The 16,267-nt window shown below is 71.2% G+C and carries 11 protein-coding genes and 1 pseudogene; 6 read left to right on the plus strand and 6 right to left on the minus strand.

Annotation, left to right across the window (positions count from 1 at the left end):
* Nucleotides 1–48 precede the first annotated feature (48 nt).
* On the plus strand, nucleotides 49–459 hold the full coding sequence (locus ACFYWX_RS09320; RefSeq protein ID WP_389423420.1) for a gamma-glutamylcyclotransferase family protein: 411 nt from the start codon (nucleotides 49–51) through the stop codon (nucleotides 457–459).
* A 21-nt stretch (nucleotides 460–480) separates the two neighbouring features.
* On the opposite strand, the gene ACFYWX_RS09325 is transcribed toward ACFYWX_RS09320, so the two are convergent.
* Both ACFYWX_RS09325 and ACFYWX_RS09330 read right to left on the minus strand, forming a co-directional pair.
* Nucleotides 481–2,625: a molybdopterin oxidoreductase family protein gene (locus tag ACFYWX_RS09325; RefSeq protein WP_389423358.1), complete on the minus strand. Its 2,145-nt coding sequence runs from the start codon at nucleotides 2,623–2,625 to the stop codon at nucleotides 481–483.
* A gap of 111 nt (nucleotides 2,626–2,736) precedes the next feature.
* A complete protein-coding gene (locus ACFYWX_RS09330; RefSeq protein WP_389423359.1) occupies nucleotides 2,737–3,423 on the minus strand; it encodes a vancomycin high temperature exclusion protein in 687 nt (228 codons plus the stop codon).
* A gap of 211 nt (nucleotides 3,424–3,634) precedes the next feature.
* Between ACFYWX_RS09330 and ACFYWX_RS09335 the strand changes: the two genes are divergently transcribed.
* The 4 genes from ACFYWX_RS09335 to dnaG all read left to right on the plus strand — a co-directional run bounded on the left by ACFYWX_RS09335 (nucleotide 3,635) and on the right by dnaG (nucleotide 9,332).
* Nucleotides 3,635–4,474, plus strand: coding sequence for a sirohydrochlorin chelatase (locus ACFYWX_RS09335; RefSeq protein ID WP_389423360.1), 840 nt, complete (start codon nucleotides 3,635–3,637; stop codon nucleotides 4,472–4,474).
* Between the two features lie 155 nt (nucleotides 4,475–4,629).
* The gene (locus tag ACFYWX_RS09340; protein ID WP_389423361.1) at nucleotides 4,630–5,904 is read left to right on the plus strand and encodes a deoxyguanosinetriphosphate triphosphohydrolase; all 1,275 of its coding nucleotides are present in this window, start codon (nucleotides 4,630–4,632) and stop codon (nucleotides 5,902–5,904) included.
* A 135-nt stretch (nucleotides 5,905–6,039) separates the two neighbouring features.
* Complete coding sequence (locus ACFYWX_RS09345) at nucleotides 6,040–7,305, plus strand: NAD(P)/FAD-dependent oxidoreductase (protein WP_389423362.1); 1,266 nt, start codon at nucleotides 6,040–6,042, stop codon at nucleotides 7,303–7,305.
* 125 nt (nucleotides 7,306–7,430) lie between these two features.
* A complete protein-coding gene (gene dnaG / locus ACFYWX_RS09350; protein ID WP_389423363.1) occupies nucleotides 7,431–9,332 on the plus strand; it encodes a DNA primase in 1,902 nt (633 codons plus the stop codon).
* Here the strand turns inward: dnaG and ACFYWX_RS09355 are convergent.
* Together ACFYWX_RS09355 and ACFYWX_RS09360 are read right to left on the minus strand one after the other, a co-directional pair.
* Entirely contained in the window at nucleotides 9,303–10,319 is a 1,017-nt protein-coding gene (locus tag ACFYWX_RS09355) for a nucleotidyl transferase AbiEii/AbiGii toxin family protein (protein ID WP_389423364.1), read from the minus strand. The two genes, dnaG and ACFYWX_RS09355, sit on opposite strands and share 30 nt — an antisense overlap.
* Nucleotides 10,316–10,939 carry a hypothetical protein gene (locus ACFYWX_RS09360; RefSeq protein ID WP_389423365.1) on the minus strand — a complete coding sequence of 208 codons (624 nt, stop codon included), beginning with the start codon at nucleotides 10,937–10,939 and terminating at the stop codon, nucleotides 10,316–10,318. Before ACFYWX_RS09360 ends, ACFYWX_RS09355 begins: the two co-directional genes overlap by 4 nt.
* 111 nt (nucleotides 10,940–11,050) lie before the next feature.
* Between ACFYWX_RS09360 and ACFYWX_RS09365 the strand changes: the two are divergent.
* Nucleotides 11,051–12,398: pseudogene (locus ACFYWX_RS09365) on the plus strand (RNA polymerase sigma factor).
* A gap of 114 nt (nucleotides 12,399–12,512) precedes the next feature.
* Here the strand turns inward: ACFYWX_RS09365 and ACFYWX_RS09370 are convergent.
* Entirely contained in the window at nucleotides 12,513–14,441 is a 1,929-nt protein-coding gene (locus ACFYWX_RS09370; protein ID WP_389423366.1) for an ABC transporter ATP-binding protein, read from the minus strand.
* Nucleotides 14,441–16,174 (minus strand): ABC transporter ATP-binding protein, encoded by a 1,734-nt coding sequence (locus ACFYWX_RS09375; protein WP_389423367.1) that lies wholly within the window; start codon nucleotides 16,172–16,174, stop codon nucleotides 14,441–14,443. The genes ACFYWX_RS09370 and ACFYWX_RS09375 overlap by 1 nt, the downstream gene beginning before the upstream one ends.
* Nucleotides 16,175–16,267: the final 93 nt, after the last annotated feature.

A 16,267-nucleotide genomic window follows, 5' to 3' on the forward strand; every position in this document is an offset into this window, starting at 1 on the left:
TGTCCATAGCGCGTTCGAGGAGGTGTGTGTGGGGTGAGAATCGTTTCTGTGACGCTCCCGTTCTTCGTCTACGGCACCCTCCGCCCCGGCGAGGCCAACCACGACCTCTTCCTGCACGGCCGCACCCGACGCGAGGAACCGGCACGCCTGAAGGACGCGGTGCTGTACGACGGCCCCGGCTACCCCTACGCCGTGGAGGAGCCCGGGGGAGTGGTGAGCGGCGATCTCGTCACGGCGCTGCCGGAGTCGTACGGGGAACTGCTCGCCGAGCTCGACCGGCTGGAGGAGTACGTGCCCGGCTCACCGCGCAACCTGTACGAGCGCGTCGAGCGGGAGGTCGTACGCGTCGCCGACGGCACCGCCGCCCGCGCCTGGGTCTATGTCGCCGCCCCCGCGGTCGCCGGGTGGCTGCGGGGGCGGGGGAAACCGATCGAGGGCGGGGACTGGCTGCTCAGGTGAGCCGCAACCGCCCCTGAACGGCTACGACTTCACGGCCTCCACCCGCACCGCGCACACCTTGAACTCCGGCATCCGCGAGGTCGGGTCCAGGGCCGGGTTGGTCAGCGTGTTGGCGCGGCCCTCGCCCGCCCAGTGGAAGGGCATGAAGACGGTGTCCGGGCGGATGCCCGTGGTGATCCTGGCCGGTGCCACCGCGCGGCCACGCCGGGAGACCACGGCCACCGGGTCGCCCTCGGCCGCTCCGAGCCGCGCCGCCAGCCGTGGGTGCAGCTCCACGAACGGGCCGGGCGCGGCGGCGTTCAGCTCGTCGACGCGACGGGTCTGGGCACCGGACTGGTACTGGGCGACGACGCGTCCCGTGGTCAGCAGCACCGGGTACTCGTCGTCCGGTTCCTCGGCGGCGGCACGGTGGGTGACGGGGACGAACCGGGCCCGGCCGTCCTCCGTGGCGAACCGGTCGTGGAAGAGGCGGGGCGTCCCGGGGTGGACGCCCGGGGTGTCGTCGTCGGGTGCCGGGGCGTCGGGGAGTACGGCGGGCGCCGCGTCCTGCGGGTCTCCCGAGGTCGCCGGGCACGGCCAGAACACCCCGTTCTCCTCCGCCAGCCTGCGGTAGGTGATCCCGGAGTAGTCCGCGAGCCCGCCCGCGCTGGCCCGGCGCAGCTCCTCGAAGACCTCCTCGGGGTCGGTCGGGAAGCCCTTCTCCACGCCGAGGCGGGCGGCCAGCTCGTGCATGACCTCCAGGTCGCTGCGGACCCCCTCCGGCGGGCTGATCGCCCGGCGCCGCAGCAGCACCCGGCCCTCCAGGTTGGTCGTCGTGCCGCTCTCCTCCGCCCACTGGGTGACGGGCAGGACGACGTCCGCGAGGGCCGCCGTCTCCGACAGCACGACATCGCACACCGCGAGGAAGTCCAGCGACTTGATCCGCTCCTCGACATGGGCGGCGCGCGGCGCCGACACCACCGGGTTGGACCCCATCAGCAGCAGCGCCCGGATGTCCGTACCCAGCGCGTCGAGCAGCTCGTACGCGCTGCGTCCCGGTCCCGGCAGGCAGTCGGGGTCCACGCCCCACACCTCGGCCACGTGCGCCCGCGCCGCCGGGTCCGTCAGCTTGCGGTAGCCGGGCAACTGGTCGGCCTTCTGGCCGTGTTCGCGCCCGCCCTGCCCGTTGCCCTGCCCGGTGAGGCAGCCGTACCCGGACAGCGGGCGGCCCACCCGTCCGGTCGCCAGGCACAGGTTGATCCACGCGCTCACCGTGTCGGTGCCCTTGGACTGCTGCTCGGGGCCGCGCGCGGTCAGCACCATGGCCGCCTCCGGCTCGCAGAACAGCCGTACGGTCTCCCGGAGTTGAGGAACGGACACCCCCGTGATCCGCTCCACGTACTCCGGCCAGTGCGCCATCGCCGCCGCCCGGGCGTCCTCCCAGCCGACCGTGCGCTCCTGGACGTACTCCTCGTCGACCCGCCCCTCGGCGACGACGAGGTGCAGCAGCCCGAGCGCCAGCGCCAGGTCGGTGCCGGGCCGGGGCGCCAGGTGCAGGTCGGCCTGCTCGGCGGTCTTCGTGCGGCGCGGATCGATGACGATCAGCGTGCCGCCGTTCTCCCGCAGTTCGTTGAAGAACCTGAGAGAGGGCGGCATGGTCTCCGCCAGGTTCGACCCGACGAGGATCACGCACCCCGTCCTCGGGATGTCCTCCAGCGGGAAGGGCAGCCCCCGGTCCAGGCCGAACGCCTTCGTCCCGGCGGCCGCCGCCGACGACATGCAGAAGCGGCCGTTGTAGTCGATCTGCGAGGTGCCGAGCACGATCCGGGCGAACTTCCCGAGCGTGTACGCCTTCTCGTTCGTCAGCCCGCCCCCGCCGAACACCCCGCACGCGTCGGGCCCGTGCGCGTCCCGCGCCGCGCCCAAACCCTCGACGATCCGGTCGAGTGCCTCGTCCCAGGTGGCGGGCACGAGCGTGCCGGCGGAGCGCACCAACGGGGAGGTCAGGCGGACGCTCGACGAGAGCACCGCCGGCGCCGTACGCCCCTTGCCGCACAGCGCGCCCCGGTTCACCGGGAAGTCCGCGCGCTCCTGCACCTCGACGCCCCCCTGTGGCGAGGACGACAGGTTCATCCCGCACTGCAGGGCGCAGTACGGGCAGTGGGTGGGCGTCGAGGCGGTCTTCATACCGCCCAGCGTGCTTCGCCCGTGTTACGCGCCGCGACGTGGCCCGTTACACGGGCGGCACAGCGACCTCCCCACCGCGCCCCGGCCGACGTGAGGCGCCCGGGTCCCGCGTCACCGGCCGGCCGCGAGGGCCCGCGTCACCCCCGGCTCCTTCGGGCCGAGGAAGTGGGGGTCGGGCTCGAACACCGCATCCAGCGCCGCCTTGCCGGCCGCGAAGATCTCCCGGGTGCCCCCGTAGTACCAGGTCACGTCGTGCTTGGCGTCGACACCGACGCCGTACGACTCGACGCCCGCCGCCCGGCACAGCGCCACCGCCCGCCGGATGTGGAAGCCCTGGCTGATCAGCACCGCCCTGTCCACGCCGAATATCTTCCTCGCCCGCACGCACGAGTCCCAGGTGTCGAACCCGGCGTAGTCGCTGACGATCCGCGCGTCGGGGACGCCGTGCCGCGTCAGATAGGCACGCATCGCGTCGGGCTCGTCATAGTCCTCGCGGCTGTTGTCGCCGGTGACGAGGACGACCTCGATCCGGCCCTCCCGGTACAGCGTGGCCGCCGCGTCCAGCCGGTGCGCGAGGTACGGCGACGGCTCGCCGTCCCACAGACCCGCACCGAAGACGACGGCGACCTCGGTGTGCGGCACGTCGGCCGTGGTGCGCAGCCGGTCGCCCGTCACGACGTACATCCACGTCGCCGGCAGCAGCGCGAGCACGCACACCGCCATCACGGCCTGCACCAGCCTCCGCTGCCCGGCACGGGTGCGCGGCAGGCGCGGTCTGCCCAGTCTCAGGTGACCCATCGGACTGCCCCTCCCCGGTCTGCTCACGCCCTCAGGGACGTGCCGCGGGGCCCTCCGGTTCGCCGCACTCCGTGTGACCAGCTTCACTCAAGCGGGTGAATACGCAGGTCACGGGAGCTCACACACCCCCACCACGCCGCGGTGAACCCCCGGAAAACACCCGTCATCCTCATGCAACGGGAAGGCAACGTCCTGCCCCCACCATCGGTGCATGACGGACAGTACGGCGCACCTCATGAACCGGATCAGCAGGCGGCTCGCCGGCCGGCCCCACCTCGTCTCCCTCGACGGCAGGCGCCGACCCGCCCCGCCCGCCCTCGTCGTGGTGGCGCACGGCAGCCGCGACCCGCGCGCCCTGAGCACCGTCCGCACGCTCCTCGCCCGGGTCCGCGAGCTGCGCCCCGGCCTGTCCGTGCACCTCGGCCACATCGAGCTCAACGCGCCCTTGCTGACGGACACCCTCGCCGAGCTCGACGCCCACGGCACGCCGGACGCCGTCCTCGTCCCCTTGTTGCTGAGCCGCGGCTACCACGTGAAGCGCGACATCCCCGAGATGGCGGCGGCGGCCCGCGTCCGCACCCGCCTGGCGTCCCCCCTGGGCCCGCACCCCCTCCTCGTGGACACCCTGCACGCCCGCCTCGTCGAGGCCGGCTGGCACCCCCACATGACCGCCGCCGAACGCCGCTCGAGCGCGGTCGTCCTCGCGGCAGCGGGCTCCCGCGACCCGGACTCGTCGGTGGACACCGCCCGTACGGCCCACCTCCTGGCCGAACGGCTGGGGGTGCCGGTGGTTCCCGCGTATGCCTCGACAGCCACGCCCACGGTCCCAACAGCGATCCGCGCCCTGGCGGCGAGGGGCCGGGACCGGGTGGCGATCGCTTCGTACTTCACGGCCCCGGGCCGCTTCGCGACGGAGTGCGCAGAGCAGGCTCCCTGGATCGCCTCGGCCCCCCTGGGCACGCACCCGGCGATGGCCCACCTGCTCCTGCACCGCTACGACCAGGCACTGGCAACGCCGGCCCGCACGACTCCGGAACTGGCGTCAGCCTGAAAGCGGAGGGAATTTTCAGGGGCGCGGGGCTGTGTCGATATGCGGCTCCGCCGCGCGGGCGCGACAAGCCACGACGCACCCGCACCCGCCCGAAATGACTGCCCCGGCAGACGCGTAGGCACCCAATTGTCACTGCCCGCCCGTACTGTCTAGACATGGAAGGCACCGAGCTCAACCCCGTCTACGACCCGACGTCAGTCGACCGTTGGGCCCCCGAACCCGACAAGCGCCCCGGCCGCACCGCCTTCCAACGAGACCGCGCCCGCATCCTGCACTCCTCGGCGCTGAGAAGACTCGCGGGAAAGACCCAGGTCGTCACGCCGGGGGAGCGGAGCCAGGCCTGGGACGCCACTCCCCGCACCCGCCTCACCCACTCCCTCGAATGCGCCCAGGTGGGCCGAGAGCTGGGTGCGGCCCTGGGCTGCGACCCCGACCTCGTGGAAGCCGCCTGCCTCTCCCACGACCTGGGCCACCCACCCTTCGGCCACAACGGCGAACAGGCGCTGAACGAGTTCGCGGCCGACTGCGGCGGCTTCGAGGGCAACGCCCAGTCCCTGAGACTCCTGACCCGCATCGAGCCCAAACGCTTCACCGACGAGGGCTCCGTGGGCCTCAACCTCACCCGGGCCGCCCTGGACGCCGCCACCAAGTACCCCTGGCCCCGAGGCGCCCACCCCACCGATCCGGCCTCACCGAAATTCGGCGTCTACGAGGACGACAGACCCGTCTTCGACTGGGTCCGCAAGGATGCCCCAGGCACCCGCACCTGCTTCGAGGCCCAGGTCATGGACTGGTCCGACGACGTGGCCTACTCGGTGCACGACGTGGAGGACGGCCTGCACGCCGGCCACATCGACCCCGACTGCCTGCACGCCGGGCCGGAACGCCAGGAGGTCTTCGCGGTCGCCGTCGGCCGCTATGTCCCGGCCGACACGGACCCCGCCGAACTCGCCGCCGCCCTCGACCGCCTCCAGGATGAGGAGTGGTGGCCGCACGGCTACGACGGCTCCGCCGTCGCCCAGGCCCGCCTCAAGGACGCCACCAGCCAGCTCATCGGCCGCTTCTGCCTCGCCGCCGAGGCCGCCACCCGAGCGGCGTACGGCGGCGGCCGCCTCACCCGGTACGGCGCCGAGCTCGTCGTCCCCCACGAGACCCGTCTGGAGTGCGCGGTCCTCAAGGCGGTCGCCGACCGGTACGTCATGCAGCGCGCCGAACAGACCCGGCTCCGCGCCGACCAGCGGATCGTCGTCACCGAACTCGCCGAGGTACTCACCGCCCGCGCCCCCGACGGTCTGGACCCCCAGTTCCGTGCCCTGTTCGAGGCGGCGCCCGACGACCGCGCACGCAAGCGCGTGATCGTCGACCAGATCGCCTCGCTCACCGACACCTCCGCCCGCTCGCTTCACGCCCGCCTGACGGGGAATGCATGAGTCTCATGGGGCGCATGTGACAAGAAACGGGTGCGAAGGTGACCCTCCGTGGCCTGATCGGGCCACTCCCTCTTCCCCCATCACGCTGCGTGCGGGACGCTCGCATGTGGCGGCACGCTTACGAGGAGGCATCAAGTGGTCGACGCGGATCAGACATTCGTCATCGTCGGAGGAGGCCTGGCCGGAGCCAAGGCGGCCGAAACGCTCCGGACGGAGGGCTTCACCGGCCGCGTGATACTGATCTGCGACGAACGGGACCACCCCTACGAGCGACCGCCCCTGTCCAAGGGATATCTGCTCGGCAAGGAGGCCCGCGACAGCGTCTTCGTGCACGAGCCCGCCTGGTACGCGCGCAACGACATCGAACTGCACCTCGGCCAGACCGTCGACGCCATCGACCGCGGCGCCAAGACGGTCCGCTTCGGCGACGACGGCACCCTCGTCCACTACGACAAGCTGCTCCTCGCCACCGGCGCCGAGCCGCGCCGCCTGGACGTCCCGGGCACGGACCTCGCGGGCGTCCACCACCTGCGCCGCCTCGCGCACGCCGAGCGACTCAAGGGCGTCCTGACCTCCCTCGGCCGTGACAACGGCCACCTCGTGATCGCGGGTGGCGGCTGGATCGGCCTGGAGGTCGCGGCGGCCGCCCGCGAGTACGGCGCGGAGGTGACCGTCGTCGAGCACAACCCGACCCCGCTGTACAAGGTCCTCGGCCCGGAACTCGGCAACCTCTTCGCCGAGCTGCACCGCGAGCACGGCGTCCGCTTCCACTTCGGCGCCCGGCTCACGGAGATCGTCGGCCAGGACGGCATGGTCCTCGCGGCCCGCACGGACGACGGGGAGGAACACCCGGCGCACGACGTCCTCGCGGCGATCGGAGCGGCCCCCCGTGTCGGTCTGGCCGAGGCGGCGGGGCTGGAGATCGCCGACCGGACGGACGGCGGCGGTGTCGCGGTGGACACGCGGTTGCGCACGTCCGACCCCGACATCTTCGCGGCCGGGGACGTCGCCTCCTTCCCGCACGGGCTGTTCGACACGCGCCTTCGCGTCGAGCACTGGGCCAACGCGCTGAACGGCGGACCGGCGGCGGCCCGGGCGATGCTGGGCAAGGACGTGACGTACGACCGGGTGCCCTACTTCTTCTCCGACCAGTACGACCTGGGGATGGAGTACAGCGGGTGGGCGCCGCCGGGGACGTACGACCAGGTGGTGATTCGGGGGGACGCGGGGAAGCGGGAGTTCATCGCGTTCTGGGTGAGTGAGGGGCGGGTGCTGGCCGGGATGAACGTCAACGTGTGGGACGTCACAGAGTCGATTCAGGGGTTGATCCGGGCGGGGGTGGCGGTGGACACGGAGGCGTTGGCGGATCCTCATGTGCGGCTGGAGAGCTTGGTCGCCTAGGCGTCTGCCGGGTTCTGCCGTCTCGCGGGTGCGGGTGGTGTGTGGCTCGTCGCGCGGTTCCCCGCGCCCCTGAACGGGCGCTGCAGCTCGCCGGAGATGTCGGTGCGCCCCCGTAGAATTCACGCGTGGCTGGACGGATCAATGATGAGGATGTGAAGGCGGTTCGGGACGCGGTTCCGATCGACGCCGTCGTGTCCGAGTACCTCCAGCTACGCAACGCGGGCGGCGGCAACCTCAAGGGGCTGTGCCCGTTCCACGACGAGAAGTCGCCGTCGTTCCAGGTCAGCCCGAGCAAGGGGCTCTTCCACTGCTTCGGCTGCCAGGAGGGCGGCGACACCATCACGTTCGTGATGAAGGTCGACCACCTCTCCTTCTCGGAGGTCGTCGAGCGCCTCGCCGCCCAGGCCGGCATCACCCTGCGGTACGAGGAGGGCGGCTACAACCCCTCCCACCAGCGCGGCGAACGCATCCGCCTGGTCGAGGCCCACAAGATCGCCGCGGACTGGTACGCGGAACAGCTCGCGGGCAGCCCCGAGGCCGACACGGGCCGGGTCTTCCTCGCCGAGCGCGGCTTCGACCAGGCGGCCGCCGTCCACTTCGGCGTCGGCTACAGCCCCCAGGGCTGGGACCACCTCACCCGCTACCTGCGCGGCAAGGGCTTCTCCGACAAGGAGCTGTTGCTGTCCGGCCTCTCGCAGGAGGGGCGCCGGGGGCCCATCGACCGGTTCCGGGGCCGCCTGATGTGGCCCATCCGCGACATCGCCGGCGATGTCGTCGGCTTTGGCGCACGGAAGCTGTACGAGGCGGACAACGGGCCCAAGTACCTCAACACCCCCGACACGGCGATCTACAAGAAGTCGCAGGTGTTGTACGGCATCGACCTCGCGAAGAAGGAGATCGCCAAGTCCAGCCGCGCGGTCGTCGTCGAGGGCTACACGGACGTCATGGCCTGCCATCTCGCCGGTGTGACCACGGCGATCGCGACCTGCGGCACCGCCTTCGGCAGCGAACACATCAAGATCCTCCGCCGTCTCCTCATGGACAACGGCTCGGCCCGCGTCATCTTCACCTTCGACGGCGACGCGGCCGGCCAGAAGGCGGCCCTGCGCGCCTTCGAGGACGACCAGAAGTTCGCCGCCGAGACCTACATCGCCATCGCCCCCGACGGCATGGACCCCTGCGACCTGCGCCTGGTGAAGGGCGACGAGGCGGTGGCGGACCTCGTCGAACCGCGCACGCCCCTCTTCGAGTTCGCGCTGCGCCAGATGGTCGTCCGCTACGACCTCGACACCCCGGCCGGCCGGGCCGCCGCCCTCGACGAGGCCGCCCCGATCGTCGCCCGCATCAAGAACAGCGGCGCCCAGCACGAGGTCGCCGTGCAGCTCGCGGGCATGCTCGGCATCCTCGACACCCAGTTCGTCGTCAAGCGGGTGTCGCAGCTGGCCCGTTGGGCACGGGATCGGGGCGGCAAGGGCCCGGCGCCGACCCGCACGGGCCCCCAGCAGTACGACGCCGCCCCCCGCCCCGCCACGTCCGGCCCCGCCCTCACCCTCCGCAACCCCGTCTACGCCACGGAGCGCGAGCTTCTCAAACTCGCCCTCCAGCGCCCCGAGCTGGTCTCCCCGGCCGTCGACGCGTACGGCGTCGACGAGTTCACCGCGGCCCCCTACGCCGCCGTACGCCAGGCGATCCTGGACGCGGGCGGCGCGGAGTACGGCACACAGGACCCGCAGGACTACCTCGTCCGCGTCCGTGAGGCAGCCCCCGACGACGCCGTCCGCGCGATGGTGACGGAGCTGGCGGTCGAGGCGATCATGCGCAAGACGGTGGACGAGGTGTACGCCGGTGCCCAACTGGTCACCGTCCGCCGCCGCGCCGTCGAGCGGCGCATCCGTGACGTCCAGTCCCAGCTGACCCGCCTCGGCGCCGGCGGCGACCCCGCCCAGCTGGCCGCCGTACAGAACGAGCTGTGGGTGTTGCAGCAGTACGACCAGGCTCTACGGGAGCACGGCGCCGCCGCCCTCTGAGGTCCCCTCGAACGTCGGCGTCACCGCCCGCACCAGCCGCTGCGCGAACTCCCGCTCGTCGTCCGCGAACTGCGGGTACTCGGTGACGAAGTGGTCCCACTCGACCTCACGGACCGCCTCCACCACGTCCTCCAGAAGGACCTCCTGGCGGTACGGGTACGGCCACTCGCCGGAGATCCGGAACACCTCGTGCAGAAGTTCGTAGGGGAGCGGGTGCCGCTCAGCCAGGAGCACGGCGTCGTACAGGTCCTTGCCCTGCCCGTGCACGTCGGTGAGGAGCCACATCAGCTTCCACACCAGGGACAGCTCGGGCGTCGCCCCCCGCAGTATCGCGCCGCCCGCCACCTCCACCGGCTCCGGCTCCGCCGGAAGCGGCTCGTTGAAGACGAAGTCGAGCTGGACATGGCCGCCGGGCAGCCCCGGCGCGTCCCACGGCAGGACCATGCGCCGCCCCGGCACCCGGTCGTAGGTCCAGATGTCCTCGACCACCGCGCCCTCCGCCGAGATCCGGATCCCCTCCCCGCGCGTGTCGCCCAGCGCCTGCGCCGCCGCGGCGATCCCCGCCAGCATGCGACCCGTCCGCGCGTCGTCGATGTTCCAGGCACGCGGTACGACGACGAAGTCCAGGTCACCGGGCTCGCGGGCGGCCTCACCGAACCACGCCGACATCAGCACACTGCCCCGCAGCACCAGCGACTCCACCCACTCCGACTCCGCGATCGCGGCCAGCACCAGGTCCAGGGCCCGGCGCCGGGCCGCCCGCCAGGCGTCACCGCGGGTCGGGTCGGCGAAGGCGGGGTCGGTCGCCCGGTAGGCGTTCCGATGGTGCTTCAGGGCGGGGTCGAAGACGGGGCGCTGCACCAGGTCGTTCCCCGGCACCCACTGCAGCGTCTTCGGCAGGTCCTCCGCTCTGCGCGTCTCGTCGTCCAACGGCTGCCGGGGAATCTGCCTGTTCCCCCAGCTGAATTTCTCCCACGGGCCGCTCATTCGCCTACCCCCACCGTCTCCTCGTCGAGCCATCCGTCGTCCACCGACACGTCGCTGTCGTAGAGCACGAACTCCCGCTCCACGCCCACCACGTCGAACCCGTCCAGCTCCGCCAGCAACCGCTCCAGAGCCTGTATCGCGCCCTCGGCGTCCACCCCGCGGCAGCGCTGCGTGACGAACCGCTCGTGCCGTCCGCCTTCGCGTACCCGCCGCGCGTTCCACGACAGATGGGCGCCGTGCGGTACGACCCGCGCCGCCAGGGTGGCCAGATCCGTGCCGGTGGCGAGCAGCAGCTTCACGTGGTGTTCGAAGTACCGTTCGTCCGCGCACGGCCGGCGCGGGACCTCCGGAGCCCACGGCGCCGACTCGATCTTCACCCGCACCGGCTCGAAGCCGTCCGCCCGCAGCCGCGCCGCCACCGCTGTGGCCTGCGCGAACTCCTCGGCGTAGGACGGCGAACCGGGCAGCGTGAGCATCGGCTGTTCCCGCATCCGGCCCCGGGCCAGCACGATGTGCGTCAGCTTGAGACCGGCCCCGTCCGCCCAACGGCCCAGCCGCTCCGACGCGTCGGGGCCGGCGCAGCGGACGGTCACGTGGGTTTCGTACAAGGATCCGGACACCGGGGGATCGTGCCAGATCAGGGGCAGGACGGGCACCTGGGTTTCCCGCTCGAATCACCATGTGGTCACGGTGCGGACGCAAAAAGTCACCGCACGCCCCTCGTGGCGGCGATGTGTCGTACTCCACACTGGGTTCCGGTGCCTGAGTCCCCGCCCGCCGACTCCGCCCCCGAAGTGCCGCTGCCGCTACCCCCTCGCAGCGATCATCCTGGAGGTCGCCCCCGTGCAGACCCAGACCCTCACACAGACCGACATCAGTACGGACGGCACGGATCCGGACGCCGAGACCGACGTCCTCCTCGCGGTGCCCCCGCAGAGCCGTCTCGTGCACCACCCGGAAACGGAAACGGAAACGGAAACGGAGACGAAGACGGAAGCCGAGCCGGAGCCCGGCCCGGAGACGGCCGCGGAGGCCGTCCCGGAGGCGCAGGTCCCGGCCGAGCCCGCCGAACCGCCCGTCGAGGCGCTGGAGCCCGTGGAGGTGTCCGTCGAGGCGCTGGAGGCCCCCGAGCCCGTGGAGGCGCGGCCCGCCCGTCCCGAGACCGGCGGTCCGTCCTCCGACCTGTTCCGCCAGTACCTGCGGGAGATCGGCCGCATCCCGCTGCTCACCGCGGCCGAGGAGGTCGAACTCTCCCGCCGTGTCGAGGCCGGCCTGTTCGCCGAGGAGAAGCTGCTGCGCACGCCCGACCTGGACACCCGCCTCGCCCTGGACCTCGACCGGCTGGTCGTCATGGGTCGCGTCGCCAAGCGCCGCCTGATCGAGGCGAACCTGCGCCTCGTCGTGTCGGTGGCCAAGCGGTACGTCGGCCGTGGCCTGACCATGCTCGACCTCGTCCAGGAGGGCAACCTCGGCCTCATCCGGGCCGTCGAGAAGTTCGACTACGCCCGCGGCTACAAGTTCTCCACGTACGCCACCTGGTGGATCCGCCAGGCCATGTCCCGTGCCCTGGCCGACCAGGCCCGCACCATCCGCGTCCCGGTCCACGTCGTCGAGCTGATCAACCGCGTCATCCGCGTCCAGCGCCGCATGCTGCAGGAACGCGGCTACGAACCCACGCCGGAAGAGGTCGCCGCCCACCTCGACCTCCCGCCCGAGCGCGTCAGCGAGGTCCTGCGCCTCGCCCAGGAACCGGTCTCCCTGCACGCCCCGGTGGGCGAGGAGGACGACGTCGCCCTCGGCGACCTCATCGAGGACGGCGACGCGGCGAGCCCGGTGGAGTCGGCCGCGTTCCTGCTGCTCCGAGAGCACTTGGAGGCGGTCCTCTCCACCCTGGGCGAGCGCGAGCGCAAGGTCGTCCAACTCCGCTACGGCCTCGCCGACGGCCGCCCCCGCACCCTGGAGGAGATCGGCCGCATCTTCGGCGTCACGCGCGAACGCATCAGGCAGATCGAGTCCAAGACCCTGAACAAACTCAGGGACCACGCCTTCGCAGACCAGCTGAGGGGCTACCTCGACTGACCCAGCCTGCGGGCAGTCGTGCCGCTGGGGGCGGCACGGGTGGGCGCAGGCGGCACCCCGCCGGCGCGGGCAAGCACACCCACCCGCCCCCAGCCCCAACCTCGGGCAACCGACTCAGTCGACCTCAGCCACGGCCTGCGCGAACTGCGCCTTGTACAGCCGCGCGTACGCCCCGTCCGCCGCCAACAGCTCCGTATGCGTGCCCTGCTCCACGATCGCCCCGTTCTCCATCACGAGAATCGTGTCCGCATCCCGGATCGTCGACAGCCGGTGCGCGATGACGAACGACGTCCGCCCGTGCGCCAACTTCGCCATCGCCTTCTGAATCAGCACCTCCGTCCGTGTGTCCACGGAACTGGTCGCCTCGTCCAGCACCAGGATCACCGGATCCGACAGGAACGCCCGCGCGATGGTGATCAGCTGCTTCTCACCCGCGCTGACCCCGGTGCCCTCGTCGTCGATCACGGTGTCGTACCCGTCGGGCAGCGTACGCACGAACCGGTCGGCGTGGGCCGCCCGCGCGGCCTCCTCGATCTCGCCCCGGGTGACGTCCCGCGACGCCCCGTACGCGATGTTCTCGGCGATCGTGCCGCCGAACAGCCAGGTGTCCTGGAGCACCATGCCGATCCCGGCGCGCAGTTCGTCCCGGGACATCCGCGCGATGTCGACGCCGTCGAGGGTGATGCGCCCGCCGGTGACGTCGTAGAACCGCATGAGCAGGTTCACGAGGGTCGTCTTGCCGGCACCGGTCGGTCCCACGATGGCCACCGTGTGCCCGGGCTCCACCGTCAGCGAGAGATCCTCGATGAGCGGCTTCTCGGGGTCGTAGCGGAACGACACGTGCTCCAGTGCGACCCGCCCGTGCAGCTCCTCCGGACGGGTACCCGGCACCGGGTCCGCCTTCTGCTCCTCCGCGTCCAGGAGTTCGAAGATCCGCTCGGCCGACGCCACGCCCGACTGCACGAGGTTCGCCATCGACGCGACCTGCGTCAGCGGCATCGAGAACTGCCGCGAGTACTGGATGAACGCCTGTACGTCACCGATCGACAGCGAACCGGACGCCACCCGCAGACCGCCGACGACCGCCACCAGCACGTAGTTGAGGTTCGACACGAACATCATCAGCGGCTGCATGACCCCGCTGTTGAACTGCGCCTTGAACCCGGCCTCGTACAGCGCGTCGTTCTGCTCGGCGAACTGCTTCGCCGACTCGTCCTGGCGCCCGAACACCTTCACCAGCGTGTGCCCGCTGTACATCTCCTCGATGTGGGCGTTGAGCTTGCCCGTGGAGCGCCACTGCTGCACGAAGTGCGGCTGCGACCGCTTGCCCACGCGCGTGGCGACGACCGCCGACAGCGGCACGGTGACGAGCGCGACCAGGGCGAGGATCCATGACACCCAGAACATCATCGCCAGCACACCGATGATGGTGAGCAGCGAGTTGATGAGCTGGCCCATCGACTGCTGGAGGGTCTGCCCGATGTTGTCGATGTCGTTGGTCGCGCGGGAGAGCACCTCGCCGCGCTGCCGCTTGTCGAAGTACGACAGCGGAAGCCGCGACATCTTCGTCTGCACGTCCTCGCGCATCCGGTACATCGTGCGGTTGACGGCCCGGTTCACCAGCCGGGTCGCCACCGCCATCAGCAGTCCGGCCACCGCGAACACGCCGAGCGCGAACAGCAGGACGTTGCCGACGGCACTGAAGTCGATGCCCTTGCCCGGGGTGAAGTCCGTGCTCTGGAGCATGTCGGCGACACCGCCGTCTCCGCGCTCCCGCATGGAGTCGAGGACCTGCTCCTTGGTCGCCCCGGCCGGCATCTCCCGCCCGATGATGCCGGAGAAGACGAGGTCGGTGGCGTTGCCGAGGATCTTCGGTCCTATGACGCTCAGGCCCACGCTGACCACCACGCACAGCAGCAGCGCGTAGATGGTGAGCCGTTCTGGCTTGAACTGGGCGACGAGCCGCCTGCCCGACACCTTGAAGTCCAGCGAGCGGGTGTCCGGGCCGCCCCCGGCCATCATCCGCCCCATCGGCCCGGCCATCAGGCAGCCTCCGCTTCCGTCAGCTGGGAGAGCACGATCTCCCGGTAGGTCTCGTTGTCGGCCATCAGCTCCCGGTGCGTGCCCGTGCCGACGACCCGGCCCTCGTCGAGGACGACGATCCGGTCGGCGTCCCGGATGGTCGCCACGCGCTGGGCGACGATCACGACGGTGGCCTCGGCGGTCTCCCGGCCCAGCGCCGCCCTGAGGGCCGCGTCGGTGGCGTAGTCGAGCGCGGAGAAGGAGTCGTCGAAGAGGTAGATCTCCGGGCGCTGTACGAGGGTGCGGGCGATGGCGAGGCGCTGGCGCTGACCGCCGGAGACGTTGGTCCCGCCCTGGGCGATCGGCGCGTTCAGCCCGCCTTCCAGCCGCTCGACGAAGTCCCTGCCCTGCGCCACCTCCAGCGCGTGCCACAGTTCCTCGTCCGTCGCGTCCGGATTGCCGTAGCGCAGGTTGGTCGCCACGGTGCCCGCGAACAGGTACGGCCGCTGCGGCACCAGTCCGACCGTCCTGGCCAGCAGCTTCGGGTCGACCTCGGAGACGTTCACGCCGTCGACGAGCACCTCGCCGTCGGTCGCGTCGAACAGCCGCGGGACCAGCCCCAGCAGGGTGGACTTGCCGCTGCCGGTGGAGCCGATCACGGCGGTCGTCTCGCCGGGCCGCGCCACCAGCTCGATGGCCTTCAGCACCGGCTCCTCGGCGCCCGGGTAGCGGAAGCCCGCGCCCTGGATCTCCAGGTGACCGTGGCGGCGCAGCTCCGTCACGGGACTGGTCGGCGGCACCACGCTGGAGGAGGTGTCGAGGACCTCGTGGATGCGCTCGGCGCACACCTCCGCGCGCGGCACCATCATGAACATGAAGGTGGCCATCATCACGGACATGACGATCTGCATGAGGTAGGCGAGGAACGCCGTCAGGTCACCGATCTGCATCCCGCCGTTGTCGATGCGGTGCGCGCCGAACCAGACCACCGCGATGGACGACAGGTTCACCACGGTCATGACGATCGGGAACATCAGCGCGAGCAGTTTGCCGCTGCCCATGGCCACGTCGGTCAGGTCCGCGTTGGCCTTGCGGAAGCGCTGCTCCTCGTACTCGTCGCGGACGAAGGCGCGGATGACGCGGTTGCCGGTGATCTGCTCGCGCAGCACCCGGTTCACCGTGTCCAGCCGCACCTGCATGGACCGGAACAGCGGACGCAGCCGCCGGATGATCAGCGTCACGCTGATGCCGAGCACCGGTACGACCGCGACCAGGATGGCGGAAAGCGGCACGTCCAGGCCGAGCGCCAGCACGATCCCGCCCACACACATGATCGGCGCCGACACCATCAGGGTGAACGTCATCAGCGCCAGCGTCTGCACCTGCTGGACGTCGTTCGTCGTCCGGGTGATCAGCGAGGGCGCGCCGAACTGGCCGACTTCGCGCGCGGAGAACGACTGCACCCGGTCGAAGACGGCCGCCCGCATGTCCCGGCCCAGCGCCGACGCGGTCCGCGCGCCGTAGTACACGGCGCCGATGTTGCACACCACCTGTACCAGCGAGATGCCGATCATCAGGGCCCCGTAGCCGAGGATGTAGCCGGTGTCACCGTTGACGACGCCGCTGTCGATGATGTCCGCGTTCAGCGTGGGCAGGTAGAGCGTGGCGCAGGTCTGCAGGAACTGCAGCAGCACCAGCAGGGCGATGGGTTTTCGGTAGGGCCTGAGGTAGGTCCTCAGAAGTCGTATCAGCACGCTGCGTCTCTCGGAGTCGACGGTGGGGCGGTTGGTTGCCCCTGGCCCCTATCGTCGGACACTCCACCCGCGTTACCTCAACTGATTAAGCCA

Origin of the sequence: Streptomyces sp. NPDC002888 (assembly GCF_042888465.1) — a bacterium.
GTDB lineage: Bacteria > Actinomycetota > Actinomycetes > Streptomycetales > Streptomycetaceae > Streptomyces.

Excerpts from the sequence above, each read along its gene's own strand:
- ACFYWX_RS09325 (WP_389423358.1), bottom strand. The coding sequence starts at position 2,625 with ATGAAGACCGCCTCGACGCCCACCCACTGCCCGTACTGCGCCCTGCAG.
- ACFYWX_RS09330 (WP_389423359.1), bottom strand. The coding sequence starts at position 3,423 with ATGGGTCACCTGAGACTGGGCAGACCGCGCCTGCCGCGCACCCGTGCC.
- ACFYWX_RS09335 (WP_389423360.1), top strand. The coding sequence starts at position 3,635 with ATGACGGACAGTACGGCGCACCTCATGAACCGGATCAGCAGGCGGCTC.
- ACFYWX_RS09340 (WP_389423361.1), top strand. The coding sequence starts at position 4,630 with ATGGAAGGCACCGAGCTCAACCCCGTCTACGACCCGACGTCAGTCGAC.
- ACFYWX_RS09355 (WP_389423364.1), bottom strand. The coding sequence starts at position 10,319 with ATGAGCGGCCCGTGGGAGAAATTCAGCTGGGGGAACAGGCAGATTCCC.
- ACFYWX_RS09370 (WP_389423366.1), bottom strand. The coding sequence starts at position 14,441 with ATGGCCGGGCCGATGGGGCGGATGATGGCCGGGGGCGGCCCGGACACC.